Source organism: uncultured Cardiobacterium sp., assembly GCF_938028185.1.
Classification (GTDB): Bacteria; Pseudomonadota; Gammaproteobacteria; order Cardiobacteriales; family Cardiobacteriaceae; genus Cardiobacterium.
In genome coordinates this window covers 1-15,193 of sequence record NZ_CALJAH010000263.1, presented here as the reverse complement: position 1 = coordinate 15,193, position 15,193 = coordinate 1, and the positions used below count along the sequence as shown (strand labels likewise).

The window sequence follows — 15,193 nt, the reverse complement described above, 5'->3', positions numbered from 1 at the left end:
TAACCAAACCTGCGAATGAAATCATCATGTTATGGCCAATTGTAAACAGCGCCTAGAGGCAGTTTTCATTTATTTATCCCGCCAAGATAAACATCCTGTACTTAATACACCCACTGCACCACTTCATCAAACGGCTTGCGTGCTTTCGGCATAATGTCACGGCTGCGATAACCAAAAGTCGCCATTACCGCAATGCCCCATTCCGCCGGATCAAAAATACCGGCATCGGCAAAGATTTTATTGACGGCAGCGTAATTGAATCCTTCTATCGGGCAGGAATCAATTCCTACATCCAGTTGGTTGGCAACGCCCCAACCGACCGGCTTGATGGCATCGCGCAAGGCACGGTTTTGTACCACGACAAATCGCCAGGGTTCAGAACCGACGGAGCTGGGTGAAAGTCGTCCCAATTCCAGGATAAAATTCATGTCTTCATCGCCAATTTTGCGGCTGCCATCATAATAGCGGGTTGCTGCGCGACGTTTGAATGCGTCAAGAATATCCTGTTTGCTGAATGTCATGTCAATTGCTCCGGTCATATATAAGGCCAAGCATTGTACGCCCTTTTCAGTTCGTGGTTAAACCGCCATCAACTGCCCACACGGCGCCGGTAATCCACGCGGCATGGTCAGAAGCCAGAAATGCTGCTGCCCTGCCAATGTCTTCCGGGCTGCCAATGTGTCCCAATGGATAAATGCTTTTTATCATGCGGGCGAATGCCCGCTGCTTTTCCGCAGGCATGACGTCGATATTGTGCTGCAATTGCGGGGTGCGCACGCTGCCGGGTGCAATGGCATTGACGCGCACACCGCTGGCACCCATTTCAAAAGCGAGGGCTTTGGTAAAGGAATTGAGCGCGCCTTTGCTGGCGGAATAGGCTGTTGTCGCCCGGTCGGGCAGCATCCGCTGTGCAAAGTAGGAGGAGATATTGATGATATTGCCCTGGCGCGCCATCAATGCGGGCAGCAATGCCTGCGTCAGGAAATAGGGCGCCTTGATATTCAGGTTGAAATGCGCATCGAATAATGCTTCATCCATTTGCATGAATGGAACAAAACGTCCCAGTCCGGCATTGTTGACGAGGATATCCGGCTGCGGCAAAAGGTGCAGGATTTGTGCGGCAATGGCGGTAATGTCCGAGGTAATGCCCAAATCTGCCACGAGGCAATGTACGCGGGTTTGCCGGAATTGCGCCAGCGAATGCCGGGCGGTTTCCAGTTTTTGCCCGTCGCGCCCCAGTAGCAGCAATGTGCCGACGCCGGCTTGTGCAAATGCGTTGGCAATGCCCAGGCCAATGCCGTCGCTGCCACCAGTAATAATCGCGTTTTTGTTTTTGAGTAAGGTCATGCGTTTGTTCCCGTGAAATGAGGAACGCATTGTAAGAAAGCAGGCGACGCAATAATACGCGATAATCGGGCAACGCTCGCCAATTTTTGCACGGTGATGGGCGCGCGTGTTTTCGGTACGGCAGGTATTAAACGGGGTAACTCAATTATCCGCCGCATTGCGTATTGCCCGCCCAATATATAGCGATACTCACAAAGTTCTGTACAAGGCGCGCCGCCGAAGGCAGTACAGATTAGTACGGCGAGGCGGCGCAACGCTGTACAGGGCTTTGTGAGGATTGCTATAGCACCCTGATATGCAGCAGCAATACTTTAAGCGAAAAGGGTGCGCCGAGACACACCCTTGATTGATGACAGCCATGAATGACCGACTACGTTTACCGGTTTTCATGGTGGGGCAAGCCCCACCCTACTAATCTGTTTCGCCATTAAGGGCGTCCCGCATGGGATTATCGTCTTTCATTTTTCCGCCCCGTCTTCCCCGCCGAGATAGCCGCCAGTCTGGCGCGACCACAGTTGCGCGTAGAGACCGCCTTGCGCGATGAGTTCGTCGTGGCTGCCCTGTTCGACGATGCGGCCGCCGTCCAAAATGATGAGGCGGTCCATCGCGGCGATGGTGGAGAGGCGGTGGGCGATGGCGATGACGGTTTTGCCCTGCATCAGCTGGTTCAGGCTTTGCTGGATGGCGGCTTCCACTTCGCTGTCCAGCGCCGAGGTCGCCTCATCCAGGATGAGAATGGGCGCGTCTTTGAGCAGCACGCGGGCGATGGCGATGCGCTGCCGCTGCCCGCCGGAGAGTTTGACGCCGCGCTCGCCCACTTGCGCGTCCAGCCCGGTATTGCCGCGCTGGTCGGAGAGTCCGGCGATGAAGTCGCCCGCTTCGGCTTGTTCGATGGCGTGTTGCAATTCGGCTTCGCTGGCGTCGGGGCGGCCGTAGAGGATGTTGTCGCGCACCGAGCGGTGCAGCAGCGAGGTGTCTTGCGTCACCATCGCGATGTGGCGGCGCAGGCTGTCCTGGGTGACGTCGGCGATGTTCTGCCCGTCAATGCGGATTTCGCCGGAGTCCAGGTCGTAGAAGCGCAGGAGCGCATTGACCAGCGTCGATTTGCCCGCGCCGGAGCGGCCAACGAGGCCAATTTTTTCGCCGGGGCGGATGGTGAGCGAGAGGTTGTGCAAGACGTGTTTTTCTTCGCTGGCGCCGTAGCCGAAGCTGACGTTGTCAAATTCGATGGTGCCACGGTCGATGACGAGCTCTTGCGCGCCGGGCTTGTCCTGCACGCTCACCGGGCGGGCGAGCATATTCATGCCGTCGGCGACGGTGCCGATGTTTTCCGACAAGCCGCCGATTTCCCACATAATCCAGTGCGACATCCCGTTCATGCGCAGCGCGAGGCCGGTCGCGGTCGCAATCGCACCAACGGCGAGCTGGCCGTGCATCCACAGGCCGATGCCGACCGCGCCGATGAGGAAGAGCAGGCTGTAGTTGAGCAGGTTCACGATGACATCCAGATTCGCCACCATGCGGAACTGGTGGTAAACGGTGTCGAGGAATTCATGCATGGCGCCGCGCGCGTAGTCCGCTTCGCGCCGCGTGTGCGCGAACAGTTTGACGGTGGCGATGTTGGTGTAGGCGTCGGTAACGCGGCCGGTCATGGTTGAGCGCGCGTCCGCCTGCGCTTCCGACACTTGGCGCAAGCGCGGCAGGTAGTGGCGCAGTACCAGCGCGTAGATGACGATCCAGGCAATCATCAACAGCATCATCGCCCAGTGCTGGCTCGCCATCAGCGCGATGATGGAAAAGAAGTAGGCGACGACGTACACCATGACGTCGGTGCAGGTGGTAGCGACGGCGCGCACCGCCAGCGCCGTTTGCATCACCTTGGCGGAAACGCGCCCGGAGAATTCGTCCTGATAGAAGCTCATGCTCTGCCCAAGGAGGTAGTTGTGCATGCGCCAGCGCGCCGCCATCGGCATGTTGCCCATAATCATCTGGTTACGCGCGACGGTGCCGATGTAGCCAAAAAGCGGCAACAGCACCAGCACCACCAGCCCCATGCCAGCGAGTTTCCAGCCCTCGTCGCGCAGGAGGGTATCGGGTGAGCGCGCTGCCAGCCAATCGACGATGTTGCCGATGAAGCCAAAAAGCAGCACCTCCAGCACGGCGACGGCGATGCCCGCAATCATGATGATCCACAGCGGCTTGTAAAAGCCCCGGCAGTAATAGCGGATGAAGGCGAACAGCGTCTGCGGCGGCGCTGCCGACCAGTCGGGCGGGAAGGGATTGGTGGATTTCTCGAAGGTGGCGTACATGGTGGTTACAGGGTGGTTAAAAAGAGGCGGCGATTATACAAGGACGGCACGCGCGAGGGCGAACCCGCCTGCCACCGCCGCGAGACCAAGCACGAGACTCGCGCCGACATACAGCGCCAGCCAGCCGAACTGCTGCGCCTGCCACAGTGCGAGGCATTCCAGCGACAGCGTCGAAAAGGTGGTAAAGCCGCCGCAAAACCCGGCGATGAACAGCGCGCGCAAGGCGCTGTCGCGGGCGAGTGTCTGCGCGAACACGCCAATGAGCAGGCAGCCGAGCAGGTTTACGCCCAGCGTCGCCCACGGCAGCGGCGAACCGCCGCGCGCCATCAGCAGGCTCAGTGCATAGCGGCAGACACTGCCCAAGCCGCCGCCGAGGAAAACCAACAACAGCGCCGGAACGTTCACGCTACATCCCGCCCATAAAAATCAGCAAATACATGAAAGCCTGACCCAATAACAGCAGCAAAGCCAGCGTTACCACCAAAGAAACGGCAATGATGCCCGCATAATCGAGCGGGGCAGGCGGATTATCCGCGTCTGCCGGGAACAGCAACAATCCCAGAATCAGCACGGTAACCGCGACAAGACCGGCAAGAATCATCCACAACTCCCGCAGATTCAGACCAAAATCCTTGAAGATTTGCGTCCGGGCAATCATGAAATAAAAAAACAACATCGCAGCCGGAAGCAAAGTAACCAGCACCGCATGAAGAATCCCTTTCAAATTGCGCTGCAAACGCCAAAAGGAAAACCATGCCCCTATCAATAATGAAGGGGCGAGAAACCACAGCAATTCATGCCCCAACAGCTTTGGCGGCAATGCCAAACCATGAAAGGCAAAGAGCAAACGCAACAACAGGTAATGCAAAATACCGGTCAACAATGCAAAGCCAATAATGACACGGTGATACGGGTAATCTTCATCATCTTCCCCTGTATCTTGCGGTTTGGGCAAGAGCCATCCTGCTATCAATGCAGAAATAGTAGCGGTTTCTACAGCAGAACTGAAGATTAAAAACCATGTTGTCAACAAGGATTCACCCACTACCCGAAAACCGGCATACATCCGGTAATAAACCACTATCCGGTAATAAACCTCTATTGCCATAGATAATATGGCAACCAGCACTATCGTTTGAATAATACGCCGCCGGCTATATTCGGCACGCTGCCAAATAAGGAATATGGAAGGTATCAATGTATAAAGCCAAAATCTCATTGAACGCACAATGGAAAAAAAGAAGCCTTGAATCCACATATCCGAGGTTATGTCATACCAATCCATGGCAAAATCAACCACTCTGCTGATAAAAAGGAAAATAAACATCCCTGCGGCAAAACCCAGTAAAACCCGCAACCACGGATAGGGTTGCAGACCGTCATCTTTGGTAAAAACAGTATTCATAAATGCTCCTGTAGTGTTGCAAACCAATCCGGCAGCGAATGATTCCGCCCGCCGCGCTCATGCGCAAGCAACCACGCCTTGCGCGGCAAGCCGCCGCCGTAGCCGGTGAGCGTACCATCTTTGCCGATAATGCGGTGGCAGGGAATGAGGATGGCAACGCGGTTGGCGCCGTTGGCGGCGGCGACGGCGCGCACCGCGGCGGGTTTGCCGATAGTCGCCGCCAGCGCCTGATAGTGGCTGATCGTGCCGTAGGGAATGTCGCGCAACGCCGCCCACACCTGCCGCTGGAAATCCGTCCCCGGCGTATCCAGCGCGACGGTGAACCTTTGCCGTTCGCCGCGGAAATATGCGCTGAGTTCCTGCGCCGCCTGCGCGGTATGTTCATTTCCGCCCGCTTCGGTACGCGCCTGAAACAGCCGCTCCAAATTGCGGCTTTCCCGTTCCATGCGCGGCGTCCCCGCAAATTCCGCCAGGCAAACGCCGCGTGTGCTGGCGGCAATAAGCATCTGCCCCAGCGGGGTGGTAATGGTCTGACTATATAACACCGTCATCGTGGCAATCCTCCGCTCATGATTTTTTCGCCTTTTGTATCGAGTGCTCCATTAAAAGCAAAGCCCGCCTGCCGGTAAAGGCGAATGGCGGCGGTATTTTCGGCAAAAACGCTTAAAAACACTTCACGCCGTTGGGGAAATTCGTCAGCAAGTCGCGCCAGTATCAATTGTAATGCGGCTTTGTCCAAGCCTTTGCCCTGATAGCGACAATCCAGCAATATCTGGTTTAACCAGAGTTCGCCATCGGGCAATGGCTCGGCAAAGTCGCCATACATCGCCAAACCGATTAAGGCTTCGCCCTGATATATGCCCAATAATTGCCAGGTATTGTCCCTGTCTGCCTCGTGCAGAATTTCCGGGATGGTTTCTATAAAGTTCTGCTGATGGGCGAACAGTTGCAGCGAAAGCAGCGCTTTTCTTTCATGCCCGGCGACGGGCTGTAACCATAATGTCATGATATTTATCTTTATCGCATCAGCATCCGCATGGCGGTGAACGCAAAAGCCAATATCCAGGCATAGCCAAAGATTGTCAGTCGGGCGCGGTTTTTGCCGTGCCGGATTTGCCAACGACCCAGTGTTTCCAATATGGCGGCAACCAGCAGCGGTGTCATGAGCAGATTGAGCCATTGCAATAGCGGGCGATGAATGTAGGGTGTCGGGAGAAATGCCAGGCTGATAATGCCGAGCAATGCGCCGATAATGGCGCAGGCGGGCATAAACAGCCATGCTTTGCCGGGGAAGTTTTTCCAGCGTTGAACCACGGCAATACTGAGCAGTTCTGCAAGTGTCTGGATAATGAGTTCCAGCAGAAATTCAAACAGGATTTGCATGGGTTGGCTCCGGTATGGCGGGATGGTTGGTATATGAAAAAACCCGCTGATGCGGGTTTTCAGGAGCGTGGCGGTTCAGGCGGAGACCATGTTTTCCCGCATACGCACGAGGTAGTCGCGCAGGATTTCGCGCTCGTCTTCGCTGAAGTTTTTCAGCGCCGCTTCTTTCGCTTCGACCGCGATTTCGTGCATATGGTTCATCAGCGGCTGGCTTTTTTCGGTGAGGAAGATGAGGTTGGTGCGGCGGTCTTGCGGGTCCTGGCGGCGGTCCAGCAGGCCTTCCTGTTCGAGTTTGTCGATTTGCCGGGTCAGCGTCATCGGCGCCAAATCCATGTATTCGGCCAGTTTGGTCTGGCTGACGCCTTCGTAGCGCGAGAGGTAGGTGAGCAGCGTCCACTGGGTGCGGGTGATGCCGTAGATGCGCACCCGCCGGTCGTAGTAGCGGTTCATCAGCCGTGTGGTGTCGTGCATGAGGAAGCCAAAGCCGTGGCGCAGGTCGTCCAGGCTGTGATTTTCCGGGATTTTCATGTTTTGCTCTCTTTTGTTTTTGTCGCTTTGCCGCGCGTGCTCTTCCCTGTGCTGCCGGCGGCTTTTTTCGCGGTTGTTTTTGTGGTTTTGCCGCCGGTTTTTTTGGCGGTTTTGCCGGTAGTCGTTCCCCGCTTGGCTTTGCGCGCTTTTGCTTTTTCAAGCAGCTCCAGCGCGGCTTCGAGTTCGAGCGAGGCGGGTTCTATCGTTTTTGGGATAGATGCGTTAATACTACCATTGGTTACATATGGGCCAAAGCGACCGTTCAGTATTTGTAATGTTTCATCGCCATTTTTGATTTCTTTGATGTATTTTTGGCTGTCGGCTTCTTTTTTGGCGGCGATGAGTTCGAGTGCGCGCTCCAGGGTGACGGTGAGCGGGTCTTCTTCTTTCGGCAGCGAGACGTAGCGTTTGCCGTAGCGGATGTAGGGGCCGTAGCGGCCGATGCTGGCGCTGATGTCGCCGTCTTCTTCGCTGCTGCCGAGGTGGCGCGGCAGTTTGAACAGTTCCAGCGCCTCGTCAAGGGTGATTTCGTCCATGTTGCGGTCGGCGGGGATGCTGGCGAACCGGGGTTTTTCTTCGTCGTCCTTGCTGCCGATTTGCACGAACGGCCCGAAGCGGCCAAAGCGGACGGTGACGGGTTTGCCGCTTTTGGGGTCGGTGCCGAGTTCGCGCGCCTGCATCACTTCTTCGCGCGGGATGTCTTTTTTTTCTTCGATTTGGTTGGAAAACGCGCCCCAGAAGTCGCCGAGGAGCGGTTTCCAGGCGCGTTCGCCGCGCGAGACGGCATCGAGGTCGTCTTCGAGGCGGGCGGTGAAGTCGTAATCGACGTAGCGCTCGAAGTGTTTGGTGAGGAAGTCGTTGACGACTTTGCCGATGGTGGTCGGGATGAAGCGGCGGTTTTCTTGTTCGACGTATTCGCGCTCTTGCAGGGTGCTGATGATGCTGGCGTAGGTGGAGGGGCGGCCAATGCCGTTGTTTTCGAGTTCTTTGATGAGCGCGGCTTCGGAGTAGCGCGGCGGCGGCTGGGTGAAGTGCTGGTTGCCGAGGATGTCCAGCAGTTGCAGGCGGTCGCCCGCTTGCATCGGCGGCAGCAGGCGGTTGTCGTCGTCTTCTTCTTTGTTGTCGTCGCGTTCTTCCTGGTAAACGCTCATGTAGCCGGGGAATTTGATGGTGGAGCCGCTGGCGCGGAACTGGTTTTTGTCGTCGCCCGCGTAGAGGTCGGCGCTGACGTTTTCGAGGATGGCCGATGCCATTTGTGAGGCGACGGCGCGTTTGCGGATGAGTTCGTAGAGTTTTTGTTCGTCGCCGGAAAGGCCGAGGCTGGCGGCGTCGCGACCGCAGTCGGTCGGGCGGATGGCTTCGTGCGCTTCTTGTGCGTTTTTGGATTTGGTTTTGTAGTGGCGCGGGCTGTCCGGCAGGTAGTTGGCACCGTATTGTTGGCCGACCCAGTCGCGGATGGCGGTGATGGCTTCTTGTGCGAGGTTGACGGAGTCGGTGCGCATATAGGTGATGTGGCCTTCTTCGTAGAGGCGCTGGGCGACGCGCATGGTGCGCTGCGCGCCGAAGTGCAGTTTGTTTGCCGCCGCCTGTTGCATGGTGGAGGTGGTAAAGGGCGGTGCGGGGTTGCGTTTGCTGTCTTTTTTGGCGACTTCGGCGACGGTGAGGATGCCTTGTGCGGCGGCTTTGAGCGCGGCGATGGCGGCGTGGGTGTCATCGGCGTTGGTAAAGCTGAATTTTTTGGTTTTTTCGCCCGCATAGACGGTGAGTTTGCCGGGAAATTCCTGCCCACCGTGGGCGATGGCGGCGGCGATGTCCCAGTATTCTTCGCTGTTGAAGGCCTCTATTTCACGCTCGCGCTCAACAATCATCCGCAGCGCGGGCGACTGCACCCGTCCGGCGGAGAGACCGGGGCGGACTTTGCGCCACAGGAGCGGCGAGAGGTTGAAGCCGACGAGGTAGTCGAGCGCGCGCCGTGCCTGTTGCGCGTTTACCAAATCCATTTCGAGGTGGCGCGGGTGGGCGACGGCTTGCTGGATGGCGTTTTTGGTGATTTCGTGGAAGGCGACGCGGTAGATGTTTTTGTTGTCCAGCGCACCGCGTTCACGCAGGATTTCGCGCAAATGCCAGGAGATGGCTTCGCCTTCGCGGTCAGGGTCAGTGGCGAGGTAGATGTTTTCGGCGGCTTTGGCAGCTTTGGTAATTTCGTTGACGTGGCGCGCGTTGCGCTCGATGATTTCGTAGTGCATGGCGAAGTCGTCGGCGGTATCGACTGCGCCGTTTTTCGGGATGAGGTCGCGCACGTGGCCGTAGGAGGCCATGACTTCGTAGTCTTTGCCGAGGTATTTGTGCAGGGTTTTGGCTTTGGCCGGGGATTCGACGATGAGGAGGTTTGTGCTCATGGCTGGCTTGCTTTGGGTTGGGTCAGTTGAGGCGCTGGAACATCCCGCCCGGCAATGCGGCGATACGGCCGTCCAGTTCATACATTATCAGCATGGCGGAAATTTCGGCAGGCGTCAAATTGAGGCGGGCGACGAGGTCATCGACGCGGCAGGGGTCAAAGCCCATCGCCGCCAGCAGCGGATGGGCGTCGTCGTCCGCATTTGCGGCGGCGGGCGGCGGGTTTTCGGCCTGCATTTCGAGGTTGGCGCGTGCCAGCGGGTAGAGTTCTTCGAGGATGTCCTGCGCGGATTCGACCAGTTTCGCCCCTTCTTTGATGAGGCGGTGGCAGCCTTTGGCGAGCGGGTTGTGGATGGAGCCGGGGATGGCGAAGACTTCGCGTCCCTGTTCGGCGGCGAGGTGGGCGGTGATGAGCGAGCCGCTTTGTGCCGAGGCTTCGACGACGAGCACGCCGAGCGAGAGGCCGCTGATGATGCGGTTGCGGCTGGGGAAATTGCCGGGGCGGACGCCGGTGCCGATGGGGAAGGTGGAGACGATGGCGCCCTGCGCGCTGATGCGGTGCGCGAGGTCGTGATGGCGGGCGGGGTAAACGCGATCCAGGCCGGTGCCGACCACGGCGATGGTGTTGCCGCCGCCCTGCAGGGCGCCTTCGTGTGCGGCGCCGTCAATGCCAAGCGCGAGGCCGCTGGTGACGGTAATCCCCGCCTGGGCGAAGGCGTGCGCGAATTGTTGGCAGGTGCGCCGCGCCGGTTCGGTCGCGTTGCGGCTGCCGACGATGGCGATTTGGGTGGTGGAGAGCAGGCGGGCATCGCCGTGGACGTACAACAGCGGCGGCGCGTCGGCGATTTGTCGCAGCAGCGGCGGATAGGCGGGGTCATGCAGCGGGATGATGTGCCGCCGGTCGCCCTGCGCCAGCCAGTCCAGGTCGGCATCCACCGCCGTGCTGTCCGCCATCGCCTGCCATTGGCTGATTTTGTCGGCGGCAAGGTTGGGCAGGCGCTTGCGCACTTCCGCCGCCGGGGCATGAAAAAACGCTTCCGGTGAGCCGAAGGCTTCCAGAAGCGCGTGGTAGGTTTTGTTGCCGACGCCCGGCGCACGCAACAGCGCGCACCAGGCTCGCAGGTCAAACGTCATCAGGGTCGGACGAGGCTGTCGGTTTCGTAGATGCTTTCGCTGGAATCCAGCACGAAGCCGATACTGACGTCGTCATAGACGCGGATAATCATCAGGTAGCCGACCTGGCGTCCGGGGACTTGTACCGGCTGGCCTTTCATCTGCCGTGCCGGGCCTTCACGGACGATTTTCCAGATATCGCCCACTTCGGCACCGTTGTCGCGGCCAAAGCTGGTGATGACGGTGTCAAATTCCTTGATGGTCGGGTAGATGTTCGCGCTGCGGATGATGTAGCCGCGTGAACATTGGCCGGACGGCATTTTCGGGAAGTAATTGACCGGGTCTTCGTGCGCGTCAATCGGCAGAATGACGTCTTCTTCGTGCATCGGCTCGACCGCTTCCTGAATGTGCAGCTTGGTGAGATCGGTGCCAACGTCGTAGCCGACCACGCCCACTTCGCCGATGTAGCGCATTTCGTAGCCAATCGCCGGCGCCTGTTTCTGACCTTTATATTTGGCCTTGTCCACAATCGGCTCGCCGACCGGACGGTAAACGCCGTAAAACTGTCCCTGCTGCGCGTTGTTCATGCCCTTGGCGTAAATCTCCTGCTGCTCGGTCAGGGTGAGGTAGTTGCCCGCGTCGCCGAGGACAAACGGCAGGTTCTGGATTTCATTCGGGCGGAGGATGCGGGTCTTCAGCGCGTGTGCCTGGATGACATCACCGGCGATGGAAACCGGACGCGAGCCGAAATTGTCAACGCGCATATGCGGCGAGTAACGGACAATCGGCAGACCGTCACGGGTAGTACGGCCGGTATCCACACCGTGATATTCGCCCGCCTCGACAATCGTCACCCGTTTCTGCCCGTTGATGGCGACCACGCTCAGGACGTCGCCCGGATAAATCAGGTGCGGGTTCTTGACCTGCGGGTTGTCGTACCAAATATTGGTCCAGTACCACGGCTGGATGAGGAAGCGCTTGGAAATCCCCCACAGCGTATCGCCCTTCTTCACCACATAGCGCATCGGGTACTGCTGCTGGAAGGCGTCGTCCGTATTGGCGAGCTGGCGCGGGAAACTGCCGTCATTGAGACAGAGCTCGGTGGGACGTTCCTGCTGGTTCAGGAAAGGATCGCGCGGCGAAGAACAGCCTGCCAGCACTACTGCCAGGGCGATGCCCAGACCTGTCAATTGGCTTTTAAACACAATAAATACTCCTGGTTCTAATCTCTCGGTTCCATTTCACCCCGTAAGGGCTGTTCGCGTATAATAGCCGTTTCCTAACCATTTTCATACCAAAAATTCATTTTTCGGTAAAAATAATTCCCGGACGCCCCCATGCCGCTGCTTGACATCCTCATCCATCCCGACCGCCGCCTGCGCAAAACCGCCGAACCCGTCAGCCAATTTACCAACGCACTCAAGACGATAACCGACAATATGTTCGAGACCATGTACGAAGCGCATGGCATTGGGCTGGCGGCAACGCAAGTGAACATTCACCAGCGTATCGTCGTCATGGACGTGCCGCTGCGCCGCGAAAATGACGAAACGGAAACCCCGGACGCGCCCATCCCGCATACCAAACTCATCCTGATCAACCCGGAAATCCTCGCCGCCTCGGAAGAAACGGCGAGCTGGCAGGAAGGCTGCCTGTCGCTGCCGGGACAATTCGCCGACGTGGAGCGCCCGGCAAAAATCCGCTACGCCTACTACGACCTCGGCGGCAGCCGTTGCGAAGGCGAGGCGGAAGGCCTCCTGGGCGTCTGCATCCAGCACGAAATCGACCACCTGAACGGCGTCCTCTTTATCGACCACCTCTCGCGCCTCAAACGCGAGCGGCTGGAAAAAAAACTCGCCAAATCGCTCTTGCAAAAGGAACGCGATACATGAGCGCCCGCCTCTGGTTCGCCGGCACCCCCGCCTTCGCCGCGCACAGCCTGCAAGCGCTAATTGCCAGCGGCGATTACCTCATTGACGGCGTCCTCACCCAGCCTGACCGCCCCGCCGGGCGCGGGCGCAAACTCACCGCCAGCGCCGTCAAACAAACTGCCGTCGCGCACGCCATCCCCGTCGCCCAGCCGGAAAAACTGCACGCCGACGCCCCACCCTTCCCGGAACTGCCGCGTCCCGACCTCATCATCGTCGCCGCCTACGGCCTGCTCCTGCCACCGTGGTTTCTCGCCTACCCACACCTCGGCTGCCTTAACATCCACGCCTCACTGCTACCGCGCTGGCGCGGCGCCGCCCCCATCCAGCGTGCCATCGAAGCAGGAGACACGGAAACCGGCATCTGCATCATGCAAATGGACAAAGGCCTCGACACCGGCGCGGTCTGGGCGGAAGCACGCCTGCCGATTACCGCCGACGACACCGCCGCCAGCCTGCACGACCGCCTGATGACACTCGGCAGCGACACCCTGCTGCGCACCCTGCCGGACATCCTCGCGCAAAGCCGCCAGCCCACGCCACAAGCGGCAGACGGCATCAGCTACGCGCACAAACTCAACAAAGCCGAAGCACGCCTCGACTGGCACGAAACCGTCGCCACCCTTGAGCGCAAAATCCGCGCCTACAACCCGACCCCCATCGCCCACACCACCCTGGACGGCGAACCGCTGCGCATCCACGCCGCGCGCGTCCTGAACCACAGCCCCGCCGCCGCGCCCGGCACCATCACCGCGCACCACGAAGACGGGCTGGACGTCGCCTGCGCCGACGGCACCCTGCGCATCACCCGCCTGCAACTGCCGGGCAAAACCGCGACCGACGCCGCCGCGCTGCGCCACAGCCGCGACCTCACCGGACACACCCTCACATGAAAGCCAGACAGGCGGCGCTGCACACCATCGACGGCGTCATCAGCCAGCACCGCACCCTTAACACCCTCCTCGTGCAGGACAAAAACCGCGTCAGCCCGCCCGACCAGGCGCTCTACCAGGCGCTCGTTTACGGCACCCTGCGCCAATACCGCGCGCTGTCCGCCCTCTGCGCACAAATGATGGAAAAACCGCCGGCGACACCCGGCCACCCGCTCGCCATCATCCTCAACCTCGGCCTCTACCAACTGCTACAAATGAACCTCGGCGACCACGGCGTCATCAACGAAACCGTGAACCTCGCGCCGCACCACCGCCTGGCCCGCGCCAAAGGCCTGATTAACGCCATCCTGCGCCGTGTCCAGCGCGAACGCGCCCACTGGCAACACGAACTCGAACGCGCCGCCCCCGCCAACCTGCCCGACTGGCTGCGCGGCGCCTACCCCGCCGACGAGGCGGCCATTGCCGCCAGCAACAGCCGCCAACCGCCGCTGACCCTGCGTCTCAACCACAACCACGACCGCGCCGCCTGGCTCGCCGCCCACCCGGACGCCCGCGCCAACCCGCTGCACCCGCAAGCCATCACCCTCGCCCACGGCGCCAACGTACAACACATCCCCGGCTTCAACAACGGCGCCGTCAGCGTCCAGGACGCCGCCGCCCAACACGCCGCCACCCTGCTCGCCCCGCAAAACGGCGAACGCATCCTCGACGCCTGCGCCGCCCCCGGCGGCAAAACCGGACACCTGCTCGAACTCGCGCCGACGGCAAACGTCCTCGCCCTTGACCACGACGGCGAACGCCTCGCGCGCGTAAAAGAAAACCTCGACCGCCTCGGCCTGCGCGCGACCCTCAAAACGGCAGACGCCGCCGACACCGCCGCCTGGTGGGACGGCACCCCGTTTGACGCCATCCTGCTCGACGCCCCGTGCAGCGGCAGCGGCGTACTGCGCCGCCACCCGGACATCGCCTGGCTGCGCACCGCCGCCGACCTCAAACGCCTCGCCGCCACCCAACGCCAACTGCTCGAACGCCTCTGGCCGACCCTCAAACCCGGTGGCCGCCTGCTCTACACCACCTGCACCATCCTGCCGCACGAAAACCAGAACAACATCCGCGCCTTCCTCGCCGCGCACGCCGACGCCCACCTGCAAACGCTGAACCTGCCCGCCTGCACCGACACCGGCTACGGCAGCCTGCACCTGCCGGACGACGACGGCGACGGCTTCTACTACGCCCTGCTGCACAAAAACCCCGCATGAGCACCCGCCAGCGCAACGCCCACCGCGCCGCCCCAGCCCCGTTGCGGACTTCGCCCTGCATACACCCGCCGATCAGCCCCCTCCCCCGTGGGGGAGGGCTGGGGTGGGGTTAATGGTTGCCGTCTCGGTGTTTTTGGCAGAAACCACGCAGGCTTCACGCATTCACCACCTCCAGTTTCTGCCAAATGGCGGCCAGCACCGCGTCCGTCTGTTGTAACACTTCGTTATTCCAGAAGCGCAGCACAGTGAAGCCTGCCGCCTCCAGATAACGTGTCCGCTGTTCGTCATAGTCAATTTGCCCGGCGTGCTGTCCGCCGTCAATTTCAATTACCAGCTTTGCCTCCAGGCAAACGAAATCAAGGACGTAGCCGCCAAACGGCTGCTGGCGGCGGAATTTGCGCCCGCCCAGCCGCTTGCCGCGCAGATGTTTCCAGATGATGCGCTCGGCGGGTGTCATGTTTTGCCGCAACTGCCGCCCGTTGGCGGTGAGTTGCGGGTTGTCGTAGGTAAAGATGCGGTCGGGCATGGTGTTTGGGTTTAGTGGTGTGTCTATTTGGGCAGCGAGGTTGCCACAGCTAACCCCACCCCGGGTTCCCATGAAAAAGGCGGACGCCTTTTTCATGGGGAGCCC

Annotated in this window: 16 protein-coding genes; 3 read left to right on the top strand and 13 right to left on the bottom strand. The window is 59.8% G+C overall.

Annotation, left to right across the window (positions count from 1 at the left end):
• Nucleotides 1-101 precede the first annotated feature (101 nt).
• The 12 genes from Q0349_RS07785 to Q0349_RS07730 all read right to left on the bottom strand — a co-directional run bounded on the left by Q0349_RS07785 (nucleotide 102) and on the right by Q0349_RS07730 (nucleotide 11,687).
• Nucleotides 102-521: an NAD(P)H-dependent oxidoreductase gene (locus Q0349_RS07785; protein WP_298080304.1), complete on the bottom strand. Its 420-nt coding sequence runs from the start codon at nucleotides 519-521 to the stop codon at nucleotides 102-104.
• 46 nt (nucleotides 522-567) lie between these two features.
• Entirely contained in the window at nucleotides 568-1,347 is a 780-nt protein-coding gene (locus Q0349_RS07780) for an SDR family oxidoreductase (protein ID WP_298080303.1), read from the bottom strand.
• Between the two features lie 458 nt (nucleotides 1,348-1,805).
• Nucleotides 1,806-3,656 (bottom strand): ABC transporter ATP-binding protein, encoded by a 1,851-nt coding sequence (locus tag Q0349_RS07775; protein WP_298080302.1) that lies wholly within the window; start codon nucleotides 3,654-3,656, stop codon nucleotides 1,806-1,808.
• 33 nt (nucleotides 3,657-3,689) lie between these two features.
• Nucleotides 3,690-4,061 carry a fluoride efflux transporter CrcB gene (gene crcB / locus Q0349_RS07770; protein WP_298080301.1) on the bottom strand — a complete coding sequence of 124 codons (372 nt, stop codon included), beginning with the start codon at nucleotides 4,059-4,061 and terminating at the stop codon, nucleotides 3,690-3,692.
• A gap of 1 nt (nucleotide 4,062) precedes the next feature.
• Nucleotides 4,063-5,061, bottom strand: a complete 999-nt coding sequence (locus Q0349_RS07765; RefSeq protein ID WP_298080300.1) for a hypothetical protein — start codon at nucleotides 5,059-5,061, stop codon at nucleotides 4,063-4,065.
• Nucleotides 5,058-5,612, bottom strand: a complete 555-nt coding sequence (locus Q0349_RS07760) for a methylated-DNA--[protein]-cysteine S-methyltransferase (protein ID WP_298080299.1) — start codon at nucleotides 5,610-5,612, stop codon at nucleotides 5,058-5,060. The genes Q0349_RS07765 and Q0349_RS07760 overlap by 4 nt, the downstream gene beginning before the upstream one ends.
• On the bottom strand, nucleotides 5,609-6,067 hold the full coding sequence (locus Q0349_RS07755) for a GNAT family N-acetyltransferase (RefSeq protein ID WP_298080298.1): 459 nt from the start codon (nucleotides 6,065-6,067) through the stop codon (nucleotides 5,609-5,611). The genes Q0349_RS07760 and Q0349_RS07755 overlap by 4 nt, the downstream gene beginning before the upstream one ends.
• An 11-nt stretch (nucleotides 6,068-6,078) precedes the next feature.
• Nucleotides 6,079-6,444, bottom strand: a complete 366-nt coding sequence (locus Q0349_RS07750; protein ID WP_298080297.1) for a hypothetical protein — start codon at nucleotides 6,442-6,444, stop codon at nucleotides 6,079-6,081.
• 75 nt (nucleotides 6,445-6,519) lie between these two features.
• Nucleotides 6,520-6,972 (bottom strand): MarR family transcriptional regulator, encoded by a 453-nt coding sequence (locus Q0349_RS07745; RefSeq protein ID WP_298080296.1) that lies wholly within the window; start codon nucleotides 6,970-6,972, stop codon nucleotides 6,520-6,522.
• Complete coding sequence (gene topA / locus Q0349_RS07740; RefSeq protein ID WP_298080295.1) at nucleotides 6,969-9,371, bottom strand: type I DNA topoisomerase; 2,403 nt, start codon at nucleotides 9,369-9,371, stop codon at nucleotides 6,969-6,971. Before topA ends, Q0349_RS07745 begins: the two co-directional genes overlap by 4 nt.
• A 22-nt stretch (nucleotides 9,372-9,393) precedes the next feature.
• The gene (gene dprA, locus Q0349_RS07735; RefSeq protein ID WP_298080294.1) at nucleotides 9,394-10,503 is read right to left on the bottom strand and encodes a DNA-processing protein DprA; all 1,110 of its coding nucleotides are present in this window, start codon (nucleotides 10,501-10,503) and stop codon (nucleotides 9,394-9,396) included.
• On the bottom strand, nucleotides 10,503-11,687 hold the full coding sequence (locus tag Q0349_RS07730) for a LysM domain-containing protein (RefSeq protein ID WP_298080293.1): 1,185 nt from the start codon (nucleotides 11,685-11,687) through the stop codon (nucleotides 10,503-10,505). The genes dprA and Q0349_RS07730 overlap by 1 nt, the downstream gene beginning before the upstream one ends.
• A 132-nt stretch (nucleotides 11,688-11,819) precedes the next feature.
• Between Q0349_RS07730 and def the strand changes: the two genes are divergently transcribed.
• Genes def through rsmB form a run of 3 tightly spaced genes read left to right on the top strand, consistent with a single transcriptional unit; the run spans nucleotide 11,820 to nucleotide 14,562 of the window.
• On the top strand, nucleotides 11,820-12,374 hold the full coding sequence (gene def, locus Q0349_RS07725) for a peptide deformylase (RefSeq protein ID WP_298080292.1): 555 nt from the start codon (nucleotides 11,820-11,822) through the stop codon (nucleotides 12,372-12,374).
• Nucleotides 12,371-13,303, top strand: a complete 933-nt coding sequence (gene fmt, locus Q0349_RS07720) for a methionyl-tRNA formyltransferase (RefSeq protein ID WP_298080291.1) — start codon at nucleotides 12,371-12,373, stop codon at nucleotides 13,301-13,303. Before def ends, fmt begins: the two co-directional genes overlap by 4 nt.
• Nucleotides 13,300-14,562 (top strand): 16S rRNA (cytosine(967)-C(5))-methyltransferase RsmB, encoded by a 1,263-nt coding sequence (gene rsmB / locus Q0349_RS07715; protein WP_298080290.1) that lies wholly within the window; start codon nucleotides 13,300-13,302, stop codon nucleotides 14,560-14,562. The genes fmt and rsmB overlap by 4 nt, the downstream gene beginning before the upstream one ends.
• A 154-nt stretch (nucleotides 14,563-14,716) precedes the next feature.
• On the opposite strand, the gene Q0349_RS07710 is transcribed toward rsmB, so the two are convergent.
• Complete coding sequence (locus Q0349_RS07710; RefSeq protein WP_298080289.1) at nucleotides 14,717-15,088, bottom strand: endonuclease domain-containing protein; 372 nt, start codon at nucleotides 15,086-15,088, stop codon at nucleotides 14,717-14,719.
• Nucleotides 15,089-15,193: the final 105 nt, after the last annotated feature.